At 71.0% G+C, this 12,979-nt stretch carries 13 protein-coding genes; 7 read left to right on the top strand and 6 right to left on the bottom strand.

What is annotated here, in order from left to right; all coding sequences use genetic code 11:
• Position 1: 1 nt before the first annotated feature.
• On the bottom strand, positions 2–1,090 hold the full coding sequence (gene ychF / locus BX283_RS25825; RefSeq protein ID WP_101389877.1) for a redox-regulated ATPase YchF: 1,089 nt from the start codon (positions 1,088–1,090) through the stop codon (positions 2–4).
• A 247-nt stretch (positions 1,091–1,337) separates the two neighbouring features.
• Between ychF and BX283_RS25820 the strand changes: the two genes are divergently transcribed.
• Entirely contained in the window at positions 1,338–1,934 is a 597-nt protein-coding gene (locus BX283_RS25820; protein WP_373979290.1) for a DUF6542 domain-containing protein, read from the top strand.
• A gap of 63 nt (positions 1,935–1,997) precedes the next feature.
• On the opposite strand, the gene ppgK is transcribed toward BX283_RS25820, so the two are convergent.
• Together ppgK and BX283_RS25810 are read right to left on the bottom strand one after the other, a co-directional pair.
• Positions 1,998–2,738: a polyphosphate--glucose phosphotransferase gene (gene ppgK, locus BX283_RS25815; protein ID WP_101389875.1), complete on the bottom strand. Its 741-nt coding sequence runs from the start codon at positions 2,736–2,738 to the stop codon at positions 1,998–2,000.
• A 96-nt stretch (positions 2,739–2,834) separates the two neighbouring features.
• On the bottom strand, positions 2,835–3,824 hold the full coding sequence (locus BX283_RS25810; protein WP_180357252.1) for a 4-hydroxy-3-methylbut-2-enyl diphosphate reductase: 990 nt from the start codon (positions 3,822–3,824) through the stop codon (positions 2,835–2,837).
• 72 nt (positions 3,825–3,896) lie between these two features.
• Here BX283_RS25810 and BX283_RS25805 point away from each other — a divergent pair, with 72 nt between their 5' ends.
• From BX283_RS25805 to BX283_RS25790, 4 genes are all read left to right on the top strand, one after another.
• Complete coding sequence (locus tag BX283_RS25805) at positions 3,897–5,282, top strand: APC family permease (protein WP_101389873.1); 1,386 nt, start codon at positions 3,897–3,899, stop codon at positions 5,280–5,282.
• A gap of 87 nt (positions 5,283–5,369) precedes the next feature.
• Positions 5,370–6,584, top strand: a complete 1,215-nt coding sequence (gene xseA / locus BX283_RS25800) for an exodeoxyribonuclease VII large subunit (protein WP_101389872.1) — start codon at positions 5,370–5,372, stop codon at positions 6,582–6,584.
• Between the two features lie 10 nt (positions 6,585–6,594).
• Positions 6,595–6,906, top strand: coding sequence for an exodeoxyribonuclease VII small subunit (locus tag BX283_RS25795; protein WP_257583849.1), 312 nt, complete (start codon positions 6,595–6,597; stop codon positions 6,904–6,906).
• Positions 6,907–7,401: 495 nt separating this feature from the next.
• Positions 7,402–7,992 carry a malonic semialdehyde reductase gene (locus BX283_RS25790; protein WP_101389871.1) on the top strand — a complete coding sequence of 197 codons (591 nt, stop codon included), beginning with the start codon at positions 7,402–7,404 and terminating at the stop codon, positions 7,990–7,992.
• A 117-nt stretch (positions 7,993–8,109) separates the two neighbouring features.
• Here BX283_RS25790 and BX283_RS25785 read toward each other — a convergent pair whose 3' ends face one another.
• The gene (locus BX283_RS25785) at positions 8,110–8,643 is read right to left on the bottom strand and encodes a DUF4245 domain-containing protein (RefSeq protein WP_101389870.1); all 534 of its coding nucleotides are present in this window, start codon (positions 8,641–8,643) and stop codon (positions 8,110–8,112) included.
• Between the two features lie 128 nt (positions 8,644–8,771).
• On the opposite strand from BX283_RS25785, the gene glpX reads away from it, so the two are divergent.
• On the top strand, positions 8,772–9,803 hold the full coding sequence (glpX, locus tag BX283_RS25780; protein WP_101389869.1) for a class II fructose-bisphosphatase: 1,032 nt from the start codon (positions 8,772–8,774) through the stop codon (positions 9,801–9,803).
• Between the two features lie 79 nt (positions 9,804–9,882).
• Here the strand turns inward: glpX and BX283_RS25775 are convergent, their stop codons facing one another.
• Both BX283_RS25775 and BX283_RS25770 read right to left on the bottom strand, forming a co-directional pair.
• Positions 9,883–10,239, bottom strand: coding sequence for a WhiB family transcriptional regulator (locus BX283_RS25775; protein ID WP_067163559.1), 357 nt, complete (start codon positions 10,237–10,239; stop codon positions 9,883–9,885).
• Between the two features lie 149 nt (positions 10,240–10,388).
• Complete coding sequence (locus BX283_RS25770) at positions 10,389–11,087, bottom strand: DUF1707 domain-containing protein (RefSeq protein WP_101389868.1); 699 nt, start codon at positions 11,085–11,087, stop codon at positions 10,389–10,391.
• Positions 11,088–11,271: 184 nt separating this feature from the next.
• On the opposite strand from BX283_RS25770, the gene BX283_RS25765 reads away from it, so the two are divergent.
• On the top strand, positions 11,272–12,936 hold the full coding sequence (locus tag BX283_RS25765; protein ID WP_101389867.1) for a fumarate hydratase: 1,665 nt from the start codon (positions 11,272–11,274) through the stop codon (positions 12,934–12,936).
• Positions 12,937–12,979: the final 43 nt, after the last annotated feature.

Genomic DNA, 12,979 nt, shown 5'->3' with positions numbered 1-12,979 from the left:
GCTACACGTTAAACCGGAACTCCACCACGTCCCCGTCCTGCATCACGTACTCCTTGCCCTCCATCCGCGCCTTCCCCTTCGCGCGGGCCTCGGCGACCGAGCCCGTCTCGATCAGGTCGTGGAAGGAGATGACTTCCGCCTTGATGAAGCCCTTCTGGAAGTCGGTGTGGATGACACCGGCCGCCTCGGGGGCCGTGGCGCCCTTCTTGATGGTCCAGGCGCGGGCTTCCTTGGGGCCGGCCGTCAGGTACGTCTGGAGGCCGAGGGTGTCGAAGCCGACGCGGGCGAGGGTGGCCAGGCCGGGCTCCTCGGCGCCGACGGACTGGAGGAGCTCCAGGGCGTCCGCCTCGTCGAGCTCGGCGAGGTCCTGCTCCAGCTTGGCGTTGAGGAAGATCGCCTCGGCGGGGGCGACCAGCGCGCTCTGCTCGGCCTTGAAGGCGTCGTCGGTGAGCTCGTCCTCGTCGACGTTGAAGACGTACAGGAACGGCTTCGTCGTCAGCAGGTGCAGGTCGTGGAGGAGCTCCGACTTCTCCGTGCCCTGGACGATGCCCTGCGAGAACAGCGTGTCGCCCTTCTCCAGGATCTCCTTCGCCGCCTCGACCGCCGCCACCTTGGGGGCGACGTCCTTCTTGATCCGGGACTCCTTCTGGAGGCGCGGCAGGACCTTCTCGATCGTCTGGAGGTCGGCGAGGATCAGCTCGGTGTTGATCGTCTCGATGTCGTCCTTCGGGGACACCTTGCCGTCGACGTGGACGACGTTCTCGTCCTTGAAGGCGCGGATGACCTGGCAGATCGCGTCCGACTCGCGGATGTTCGCGAGGAACTTGTTGCCCAGGCCCTCGCCCTCGCTCGCGCCGCGCACGATGCCGGCGATGTCGACGAAGTCGACCGTGGCGGGCAGGATCCGCTGCGAGCCGAAGACCTCGGCGAGCTTGCCGAGACGGGCGTCGGGGACGCCGACGACGCCGACGTTCGGCTCGATGGTGGCGAACGGGTAGTTGGCCGCCAGCACGTCGTTCTTGGTCAGGGCGTTGAACAGGGTCGACTTGCCGACATTCGGCAGACCGACGATTCCGATCGTGAGCGACACGTGGCGACTTCCCGGTACGAGGGTGATGGTCCGTCCGCCCCCGGGCCGGGGGCCGACGCCCCCGCGGATGGGGGCCGACTCACCAGTTTACGGGCGTGTCGGGTCGTCGGCGACGGCCCTCACCGGGTCGGGCTCCGGCCCTCTTTACCGCCTCCGGGGGCGGTTTCGCGTCGAACGCAACGCCAAGCTCACCCAAAGGGCGTGTCCCACGGGTGGTTCTTCCCCTGTCGCGACCTACGTTGGTGCGGTGGAGCAATACAGGACGCACACCCCGCAGCACGGACAGCGAGCAGCACGCACGGCCGACGGCCCGGCCGGGCGCGCGCCCGGCCGTACCTCCGGGCGACCGCCGCTCGGGCCGCAGGCGGCCGCCGGGGAGGCGGCCGCCGTGTACCGGGTGGCTGCCCGGCCCGCCCCTCCGTTCGTACTGGCCCTGCGCCGGCTTCCCGAGCCCCGGCTCACGGGGCTGGGCGGCGGGCTCTTCGCGGCGGCCGTCATGTTCCTGCTCGGCTGCCTGGACTGGCTGATCTTCGACGGCTCGCCCGCCGTGTACGGCGTGCTGTTCCTGCCGGTCAGCGCCGTCACCGCGCTCTGGGTGCGCCCCGCCGACCTGGTGAGCGCGCCCATCAGCGTGCCGATCGCCTTCGCGTTCGGCGTCGTGCCCATCGCGGGCGGCTCCGGCGGCCTCGGCGGTCAGGCGATGGCCGTGGTCACCGCCCTGGCCCTGCACGCCGGCTGGTTGTACGGCGGCACGCTGGTGGCGGGGCTGATCGCGAGCGTACGGAAGCTGCGGCTGATGGGGCGGCGCAGGGCCCGGCCCGCCGGGCCCGGGCCCCGGCGGTAGTCACCGGGCGGGCGGCAGCTGTCGGGCGCACTCGCCCCGCACCCGCCCCCGCCCCGCCCGTCGCTACCGGCGGCCCGCCGTCATCGCCGCCCCCACGATTCCCGCGTTGTTCTGCAGCTCCGCCGGGACCATCTCCGCGCGGATCCCCTCGATCAGCGGCAGGAACTTGTCCGCCTTGCGGCTCACTCCGCCGCCGATGATGAAGAGCTCCGGCGAGAAGAGCATCTCGACGTGGGCCAGGTACTTCTGGACGCGGCGGGCCCAGTGGGACCAGGTCAGGTCCTCGTCCTCCTTGGCCTTGGTCGACGCGCGCTTCTCCGCGTCGTGGCCGTGCAGCTCCAGATGGCCGAGCTCCGTGTTGGGCACCAGGCGGCCGTCGAGGAACAGCGCGCTGCCGATGCCCGTACCGAACGTCAGCAGGATCACCGTGCCCTTGCGGCCCCGGCCCGCGCCGAAGCTCATCTCGGCCACGCCCGCCGCGTCCGCGTCGTTCATCACCGTCACCGGCATGCCGCCCAGGCGGTCGGCGAGCAGCCGCGCCCCGTCCACGCCTATCCAGGCGTCGTCGACGTTGGCCGCCGTGCGGATCGTGTTGCCCGTGACGACGCCCGGGAAGGTGATGCCGACCGGGCCAGACCAGCCGAACTCGCCGACCACCTCCGCGACGCCGTCCGCCACGGCCTCTGGTGTCGCGGGGTGCGGGGTCAGGACCTTGTACCGCTCCTGGGTCAGGTCGCCGCGCTCCAGGTCCACGGGAGCACCCTTGATCCCGGACCCGCCGATGTCCACTCCGAACACGTTCATGGACACCACGTTACGGGCGGGCACTGACAGTCACCCAGTCAGCGCCCGTGACCAGGCGTTCCGTGCTGCTCCCGGCCGTCGCGGGCCGGGGCCCGGCTACTTCCCGGACAGCTCCGCCGCCTCCGCGCGCAGATCGCGGCGCAGCTCCTTCGGCAGCGAGAACGTGATCGACTCCTCCGCCGCCTTGACGAGCTCGACGTCCTCGAAGCCGCGCTGGGCGAGCCATTCCAGTACGCCCTCGACCAGCACCTCGGGGACGGACGCGCCGGAGGTGAGGCCGACCGTGGTCACGCCCTCCAGCCAGGCCTCGTCGATCTCGTCGGCGAAGTCCACCAGGTGGGCGTCGCGCGCGCCGGCGCCGAGGGCGACCTCGACCAGGCGGACCGAGTTCGAGGAGTTCTTGGAGCCGACGACGATGACCAGGTCCGCGTCGGCGCCCATCCGCTTCACCGCGATCTGGCGGTTCTGCGTCGCGTAGCAGATGTCGTCGCTCGGCGGGGAGACGAGCAGCGGGAACTTCTCCTTGAGGGCGTCCACCGTCTCCATGGTCTCGTCGACCGAGAGCGTCGTCTGGGAGAGCCAGACGACCTTCGACTCGTCGCGGACCTCGACGTTCGCCACGTCCTCGGGGCCGTCGACCAGCGTGATGTGGTCGGGGGCCTCGCCGGACGTGCCGATGACCTCCTCGTGGCCCTCGTGGCCGATCAGGAGGATGTCGTAGTCCTCGTTGGCGAACCGGACGGCCTCCTTGTGCACCTTGGTGACCAGGGGGCAGGTCGCGTCGATGGTGGCGAGCTTCCGCTCGGCCGCCTCCTCGTGCACGGTCGGCGCCACGCCGTGCGCCGAGAACATGACGATCGAGCCCTCGGGGACCTCCGCCGTCTCGTCGACGAAGATCGCGCCCTTCTTCTCCAGGGTCTGCACGACGTACTTGTTGTGGACGATCTCGTGCCGGACGTAGATCGGAGACCCGTACTGCTCCAGGGCCTTCTCCACGGCGATCACGGCGCGGTCCACACCCGCGCAGTAGCCACGGGGTGCTGCGAGCAGGACACGGCGGGCAGGCGTTGCAGTCATGCGCTCCATGGTACGGCCGGGGTCCGACACCCCTGCGCTGCCCGGCGGGCCAAAGATCGTCCGGCCGACGAGACTGGCCGCATGAGCGCGCGGAACGAAGAGAGCGGGGCGGGCGGGGAGAGCGGGCGGCGGGTGTCCGGGGACGGCGGGCTGCGGCGCAGCCTGGGCTTCCGTGACCTCGTCGTGTACGGGCTGCTGTTCATCGCCCCGATGGCTCCCGTGGGCATCTTCGGCACGCTCGACGCGAAGTCGCACGGCGCGGTCGCCCTCGTCTACGTCGTGTCAACGGTCGCCATGGCGTTCACCGCATTCAGCTACGCCCAGATGGTCCGCGTCGCCCCGCAGGCGGGCTCGGTCTTCGCCTACGCGCGCGCGGGGCTCGGCGAGGGGGCCGGGTTCATCGCGGGCTGGATGGCGATGCTCGACTATCTGCTGATCCCGGCCGTCGCGTACCTCTTCTCCGGGATCGCGATGCACTCGCTGGTCCCGGAGGTGTCCCGGTGGGTGTGGACCGCGCTGGCCGTGGTGATCACCACGGCGCTCAACCTCTGGGGCGTACGGGCGGCGGCGCGGGTCGGCTTCGCGGTGCTCGCCATGGAGATCGCCGTCCTGCTGGTGTTCGTGGCCGCGGCGGTGGTCGTGCTCGTACGGGACGGGGCGCGGCGCGACTGGCTGTCGCCGCTCGCCGGGGACGCCGGGTTCTCGCTGACGGCGGTGCTCGGCGCGGTGTCGGTGGCGGTGCTCTCGTACCTGGGCTTCGACGCGATCGCCTCCTTCGCGGAGGAGGTGACCGGGGGTTCGGAGAAGGTCGCGCGCGCGGTGCTGTTCTGTCTGGCGCTGGCGGGCGTGCTGTTCGTGGCGCAGACGTATCTGGCGGCGCTGCTCACGCCGGTCCCGTCGGCGGAGCTCGCGGCCGAGCCGGTCAGGCAGGGCTCGGCCTTCTACGACACCGTGGAGGCGTCCGTGGGCACCTGGCTGCACGATCTGGTGGCGGTGAGCAAGGCGATCGGGGCGGCGTTCGCGGCGCTGGCCGGGCAGGCCGCGGCGGGCCGTCTGGTCTTCGCGATGGCGCGCGAGCGGCGGCTGCCGAAGGTCCTGGCGCGCACGGACTCGGGCGTGCCGCGCGCGGCGCTGCTGGTGGCCGCCGGGGTGACGCTGGTGGCGGCGGTCTGGGCGGCCCGGCGCGACGACGGCATGGACCATCTGGTCTCGGTGGTCGACATGGGCGCGCTGACGGCGTTCCTGCTGCTGCACGCGTCGGTGATCGGCTGGTACGCGGTACGCCGCCGCGAGGGCGCGCCCAACTGGCTTAAGCATGTGGTGCTGCCGCTGGTCGGTGCGGCGGTGATCGTGGCGGTGATGTGGGAGGCGACACGTACGGCGCAGGTGGTGGGGTTCGTGTGGCTGGTGCTGGGGGTGGGGGTGCTGATGGTGCAGGGGGCGGAGAGGTTCGGGCGGGTGGGGTAGACGCTGGGAGGCGGTGTGTTCGGAGGCGGTGCGTTCGGAGGCGGTGCGTTCGGAGGCGGTGTCAGTGGGGGCCGTTAGCCTGCGTACATGGGTCTGAATACGAGTGCGCAGGCGCCGCTGCCGGTCGGTGAGGTGTCGCGGCTCATCGGGGGCTGGATCGACCGGCTGGGGGCGATCTGGGTCGAGGGGCAGATCACCCAGCTCTCGCGGCGGCCGGGCGCGGGCGTGGTGTTCCTGACGCTGCGTGACCCGTCGCACGACATCTCGGTGTCGGTCACCTGCTACCGGCAGGTGTTCGACGCGGTGGCGGACGTCGTCTCCGAGGGCGCCCGCGTCGTGGTGCACGCGAAACCGGAGTGGTACGCGCCGCGCGGCCAGCTGTCGCTGCGGGCCGCGGAGATACGGCCCGTGGGCATCGGCGAACTGCTCGCCCGGCTGGAGCAGTTGAAGAAGTCGCTCGCGGCGGAGGGGCTGTTCGCGCTCGACCGCAAGCGGCCGCTGCCGTTCCTGCCGCAGCTCGTCGGCCTGGTGGTCGGCCGCGCCTCGGCGGCCGAGCGGGACGTGCTGGAGAACGCGCGGCGGCGCTGGCCCGCGGTGCGCTTCGAGGTGCGCAACGTGGCGGTGCAGGGGGTGCACGCGGTGCCGCAGGTCGTCCAGGCGGTGAAGGAGCTGGACGGGCTCGCGGACGTCGACGTGATCATCGTGGCGCGGGGCGGGGGCAGCGTGGAGGATCTGCTGCCGTTCTCCGACGAGCAGCTGGTGCGCGCGGTGGCCGAGTGCCGTACGCCGGTCGTCTCGGCGATCGGGCACGAGCCGGACTCGCCGCTGCTCGACCTGGTCGCGGATCTGCGGGCGTCGACGCCTACGGACGCGGCGAAGAAGGTCGTCCCCGACGTCGGGGAGGAGCTGGACCGGGTCAGGATGCTGCGGGACCGGGCTCGGCGGCATGTCGTCGGCCTCGTCGACCGGGAGGAGCGGGGGCTTGCCGGGGTGCTCGGCCGCCCCTGGATGGAGCGGCCGCACCGGATGGTCGACGACCGGGCGGACGAGGTGGACGCGCTGGTGAACCGCTCGCGCCGGGTCCTCGGCCACCTGCTCGATCGGGCCGACTCCGAGCTGGCGCACACCCGCGCGCGCGTGGTCGCGCTCTCGCCCGCGGCGACGCTGGAGCGGGGGTACGCGGTGCTCCAGCGGGCGGACGGGGCGGTGGTGCGGGCGCCGGGGGAGGTCGCCGGGGGCGAGGAGTTGCGGGCCAGGGTGGCCGAGGGGGAGTTCACGGTTGTCGTCGGGACGGATGCGTAGGGTGACGGGTATGGCAGCGAAGGTTGGTTCGGGTGGGGACGCGGGCGACGCGTCCGCGTCGGGGGTGAGCGTGTCGGACGCGTCCGGCGCGTCCGGGGCGTCCGTGTCGGGGGCCGGGGCGTCGGCGTCGTCCGAGTCGCTCGGGTACGAGCAGGCTCGGGACGAGTTGATCGACGTGGTGCGGCGGCTGGAGGCCGGGGGGACGACTCTGGAGGAGTCGCTGGCGCTGTGGGAGCGGGGGGAGGCGTTGGCGAAGGTGTGCCGGCGGTGGTTGGAGGGGGCTCGGGCTCGGTTGGATGCGGCGCTGGAGGCCGAGGGGTGAGCTTCCCCTCCCCGCCCCTTCCCTAGACCCTCCGGGGGTGGGGGTGGGTTGAGGTGGGGGTTCTCCCGGGGGCTCCGCCCCCAGCCCCCGAGCGGGGCCTGCGGCCCTTGCACCCCGCTACTGAGCTGTGCAGCCGGGGCTCCGCCCCAGACCCCGTCCGTCTGCGGACCGTGCGTGGCTGGTCGCGCAGTTCCCCGCGCCCCTAAATGGCTCGGCTTCGCCCTCGCACTCGTACTCGCCCGCCACCCGCACCCCCCAGGGGCGCGGGGAACTGCGCGACCAGCCCCCACCGGCCCGCAGACGAACGAACCGGGGCACAGGGGCACGGCCCCCGGCCGCCCGCCAGAGGGCTTTCGGGGAGGGGCGGGGTGGGGGGCTGTGAGGACAGTCACCCAGGCACCCCATTAGTTGAAAGTTAACCTAACTCCGTCGTACGGTGGCGTCGCCGCTTGAATCCCCCACAAGCGGAATCCCCGTAAGTCCGGAAGGTACGTAATGTCTCTCGCCCTTGACCCCGCCGCCCAGGACCTCCTCTTCCGCGAGGCCCGTACTGCCAACACGTTCACCGACGAGCCGGTGAGCGAGGAGCAGGTGCAGGCGATCTACGACCTGGTCAAGTTCGGGCCGACCGCCTTCAACCAGACGCCGCTGCGGATCGTGCTGGTGCGTTCGGCCGAGGCGCGTGAGCGGCTGGTCGCGCACATGGCCGAGGGCAACCGGGCCAAGACCGCCGCCGCCCCGCTGGTCGCCATCCTCGCCGCCGACAACGAGTTCCACGAGGAGCTGCCGACGCTGTTCCCGGCGTTCCCGCAGGCCAAGGACGTGTTCTTCAGCGAGCGGCCGACCCGTGAGAACGCCGCCGGTCTGAACGCCGCGCTCCAGGCCGCCTACTTCATCGTCGGCGTCCGCGCCGCCGGGCTCGCCGCCGGGCCGATGACCGGCTTCGACGGCGCCGGCATCCAGAAGGAGTTCCTGGACGGCGACCACACCCCGCTGATGGTCGTCAACATCGGCAAGCCGGGCGAGGACGCGTCGTACCCGCGCAGCCCGCGCCTGGCCTACGACGAGGTCGTCACCACCGTCTGAGCCCCGCCTCAGCCCGGCCCGTACGCCGAAGGCCGCCGCAGCCCCAGTGGGGTGCGGCGGCCTTCGCCGTACGACGTCACAAAGACCCAGGTCACACAGACCCACGTCACCCAGACATCACGCCTTCTTCAGCTCCAGCGCCGCCGCCATCCGCTCCAGCTGCGCGAAGCCCGCCGTGCCGGTCACCACGGTCGTGGAGCCCTTGTCCTCGCGGACCAGCGCGTCGTACTTGGGGCCCTCCCAGCGGCGCCAGGTCGCGCCCGCGATCTGCTGGGTGTGGTCCGTCTTCGCCGCCTTCTTGGCTACGGAACGGACGAACTTGTCCCGGTCGGGCGCCGAGGACTGCTCGATCGCCACGTACTCCTTCTCCGGGTCCAGGAAGCCCAGGTGCCAGGCGTTGTCGGCCTGGCCGTCGTACGTGACCGAGGTCGCCTTCCACTTGTCCTGGTCGGGGAGCCCGACCGGCGCCGCCACCGGGTACGGCGCGGCGCGGCGGACCGTCAAGAGCTCGACGCGGTAGTCGACCGCCTTGACGGGGTCCTTCTTTCCGTCGTGCGGGACGAACATGTAGATCACAGCCACGGCGATACCGATCACCGCCAACGACTGCAGCATGTTCCGCACACTCTGCTTGCCACGTGTTCCTGCCACGCCCCCATGGTCTCAGGTCATGTCGCTGCTCATACGTGGCCCCCTCTGCTCATTTTGTCGATGTGACGATAGAGTCCAGGGACCCTCTGATTTCGACCGGCCGTCGCCGTACAGAAAGGTGCGCTCCGATGACCGAGCACAACTTGCCGCCCCAGCTGGAGGTCTCGCCCGAGGCCCCCGACCGCAACCTCGCCCTGGAACTGGTCCGGGTCACCGAGGCCGCCGCCATGGCCGCGGGCCGCTGGGTCGGGCGCGGCGACAAGATCGGCGCGGACGGCGCCGCGGTCAACGCCATGCGCACCCTCGTCTCCACCGTCTCCATGAACGGCGTCGTCGTCATTGGGGAAGGAGAAAAGGACGAAGCTCCCATGCTCTACAACGGGGAGCGCATCGGGGACGGCACCGGGCCCGAGGTCGACATCGCCGTCGACCCCATCGACGGCACCACGCTCAACGCCAAGGGCATGCCCAACGCCATCGCGGTCCTGGCCGCGGCCGACCGCGGGACGATGTTCGACCCGTCCGCCGTCTTCTACATGGACAAGCTGGTCACCGGGCCCGAGGCCGCCGACTTCGTCGACATCGACGCGCCCGTCTCGGTGAACATCCGGCGCGTCGCCAAGGCCAAGAACTCCTCGCCCGAGGACGTCACGGTCGTCATCCTCGACCGGCCGCGCCACGAAGGCATCGTCAAGGAGATCCGGGAGACCGGCGCCCGCATCAAGTTCATCTCCGACGGCGATGTGGCCGGCTCCATCATGGCCGTGCGCGAGGGCACCGGCGTCGACCTGCTGATGGGCATCGGCGGCACGCCCGAGGGCATCATCTCCGCCTGCGCCATCAAGTGCCTCGGCGGCACCATCCAGGGCAAGCTGTGGCCCAAGGACGACGCCGAGCGCCGGCGCGCGCTCGACGCGGGCCACGACCTCGACCGGGTGCTCTCGACCAACGACCTGGTCTCCGGCGAGAACGTCTTCTTCGTCGCCACCGGCATCACCGACGGCGAGCTCCTGCGCGGTGTCCGCTACCGCGCCGAGACCGCCACCACCCAGTCGCTGGTCATGCGCTCGAAGTCGGGCACGATCCGCCAGATCGACTCCACGCACCGGCTCTCCAAGCTGCGCGCCTACAGCCAGATCGACTTCGACCGCGCGAAGTAGCGGCCGAGGTCGCGTACGTACGTGAAGGGGCGCCCCCGTTGTGCGGACGGGAGCGCCCCTTCGCGTACGTACGCGCGCGTCAGGCGGCGGACGCGGCCTTCTTCAGCTCGACCTCGCGCCGGCGCCGCCGGGCCAGCACCACGCGCCGCTCCGCCGCCGTCAGCCCGCCCCACACCCCGTACGGCTCGGGCATCAGCAGGGCGTGCTCGCGGCACTCGACCATCACGGGACAGCGGGCGCAGACGCGCTTGGCGGCCTCCTCGCGCGACAGGCGCGCGGCCGTCGGTTCCTTGGAGGGGGCGAAGAACAGCCCCGCCTCGTCCCGGCGGCAGACCGCCTCCGTGTGCCACGGGCCCGCCTGGTCCTCCCGAGCTGGGCCGCGCTGCGGCGGGACTGCGACGGCGACCTGCAGGGACTGATGCGGCGGATGCAGCACGGCCAACTCCTGACGACGGCTGACGACGGCTTCGCGAGCGAGCGACGATGCGACAGTCCCTACCCGCTGTGCGCGCGCCTATGCACTGAGTTCCGATGTCCGGAATTCCGATCGTGCGCCGATGACTTGAAGTGTGCGGACGCGACGCGTCAGGAGTCGAGGCGTTTGCGCAGGCGGTCGTGGAGGTCGGCGATCCGCTTGCCGCGCTTGGGCTTGGCCTCGATGTTGCCGAATACCGCGTATCCATTGACGACGACCACGGGTGCCTCGGGGTGTTCGGCCTCCAGCGTGTCCACTTCGAAGTTGCCGAAGACGCCGGTTCCGCTGCCGCGCAGGGTGAGGTTCTCGGGGACCCGGACCTCGATGTTGCCGAAGACCGAGGTGGCGTTGATGACGGAAAGCCGCTGTTCGAAATAGGCCTCGGTGAGATCGATCTCGACGCTGCCGAAGAGCGCGAAGGCGTTCGTGCGGCGGCCGATGCGCCAGCGGCCCTTGCGGGTCGAGCTGGAGAAGACGGCGACCAGGTTCTCGGCCGCGACCGGCCCCGCGGCCTCGTCCGGGGCGTGTGCGGTCGCATACGCGGGCGTGGACGACGAGGACGGGGGCACGCCGAACCGGTGCGCGCCGCCGGCCGCCGCGGGCAGGTCCCGTACCAGCGGTTCCAGTTCGCCCACCGTCTTGGCGCGGTAGACGCCGTCGATGCGCTCGGCGTGCTCCTCCGCGTCCAGCCGGCCCTCCGCGAGGGCCTCGCGCAGGATGTCGGCCACCCGGTCGCGGTCGGCGTCGGAGGCGCGCAGCGGGGCGGGATCCACGGGCTGCGCCTTGGCGTCGTGCTTTTCGAGGTCCACGGAGTCAGCGTACCCAAACGCGATAGATCGCGACTAGGGGTACGCGAGTGCGGGCGCGGCGCCCGGCCCCGGTCGCAACTGAGCCTTACCTCACAGGATCGGAGCCGTGGCGGCGGCATACGCTTGAGGGTGCTGTGCCAATGGAGGTCAGCCGCTGTCTGCCGAGTGAGGAATGGCCGTACACATGCCAGAGTTCGCGTACTCCGATCTGCTCCCCCTGGGGCAGGACCACACGCCCTACCGACTGGTGACCTCCGAGGGTGTCTCCACCTTCGAGGCCGACGGCCGTACGTTCCTCAAGGTCGAGCCGGAGGCGCTGCGCAAGCTGGCCGCCGAGGCGATCCACGACATCCAGCACTACCTCCGCCCGGCGCACCTCGCCCAGCTGCGGAAGATCATCGACGACCCCGAGGCGTCGGGCAACGACAAGTTCGTGGCGCTCGACCTGCTGAAGAACGCGAACATCGCGGCGGCGGGCGTGCTGCCGATGTGCCAGGACACCGGCACGGCGATCGTGATGGGCAAGCGCGGCCAGAACGTGCTGACGTCGGGCGGCGACGAGGAAGCCCTCTCGCGCGGCATCTACGACGCGTACACGCAGCTCAACCTGCGCTACTCGCAGATGGCCCCGCTCACCATGTGGGAGGAGAAGAACACCGGCTCGAACCTGCCCGCGCAGATCGAGCTGTACGCGACGGACGGCGGCGCGTACAAGTTCCTCTTCATGGCGAAGGGCGGCGGCTCGGCCAATAAGTCGTTCCTCTACCAGGAGACGAAGGCCGTCCTGAACGAGGCCTCCATGATGAAGTTCCTGGAGGAGAAGATCCGTTCGCTCGGTACGGCGGCGTGCCCGCCCTACCACCTGGCGATCGTGGTGGGCGGTACGTCGGCGGAGTTCGCGCTCAAGACCGCGAAGTACGCCTCCGCGCACTACCTCGACGAGCTGCCGACCGAGGGCTCGCCGACCGGGCACGGCTTCCGTGACGAGGAGCTGGAGCAGAAGGTCTTCGAGCTGACGCAGAAGATCGGGATCGGCGCGCAGTTCGGCGGCAAGTACTTCTGCCACGACGTGCGCGTGGTGCGGCTGCCCCGGCACGGCGCCTCGCTGCCCGTCGCCATCGCCGTGTCCTGCTCGGCGGACCGCCAGGCGGTCGCGAAGATCACGGCCGAGGGCGTGTTCCTGGAGGAGCTGGAGAAGGACCCGGCGCGGTTCCTGCCGGAGACGACGGACGAGCACCTGGACGAGTCCGGTGACGTGGTGCGGATCGACCTCAACCAGCCGATGGACGACATCCTGGCGGAGCTGACGAAGTACCCCGTCAAGACCCGTCTCTCGCTGACCGGGCCGCTGGTCGTGGCGCGCGACATCGCGCACGCCAAGATCAAGGAGCGGCTGGACGCGGGCGAGGAGATGCCGCAGTACCTCAAGGACCACCCGGTGTACTACGCGGGCCCCGCGAAGACGCCGGAGGGTTACGCGTCCGGCTCCTTCGGTCCGACGACGGCCGGGCGCATGGACTCCTACGTGGAGCAGTTCCAGGCGGCCGGCGGGTCCAAGGTGATGCTGGCGAAGGGGAACCGGTCGGGGCAGGTGACTGCGGCGTGCGACGCACACGGGGGGTTCTACCTGGGGTCCATCGGCGGGCCCGCCGCGCGGCTCGCTCAGGACTGCATCAAGAAGGTGGAGGTCGTCGAGTACGAGGAGTTGGGGATGGAGGCGGTGTGGAAGATCGAGGTCGAGGACTTCCCGGCGTTCATCGTCGTCGACGACAAGGGCAACGACTTCTTCCAGGCGCCTGCTGAGCCGCCTACGTTTTTGAGTATTCCGGTGCGGGGTGCGGTGCAGTAACCGGGGTTTTGGCCCCACCCCGCCCCTTCACCTAGACCCTCCG

The organism is Streptomyces sp. TLI_146, from assembly GCF_002846415.1.
Classification (GTDB): domain Bacteria; phylum Actinomycetota; class Actinomycetes; order Streptomycetales; family Streptomycetaceae; genus Streptomyces.
This window is presented reverse-complemented; position numbering and strand designations above follow the sequence as displayed.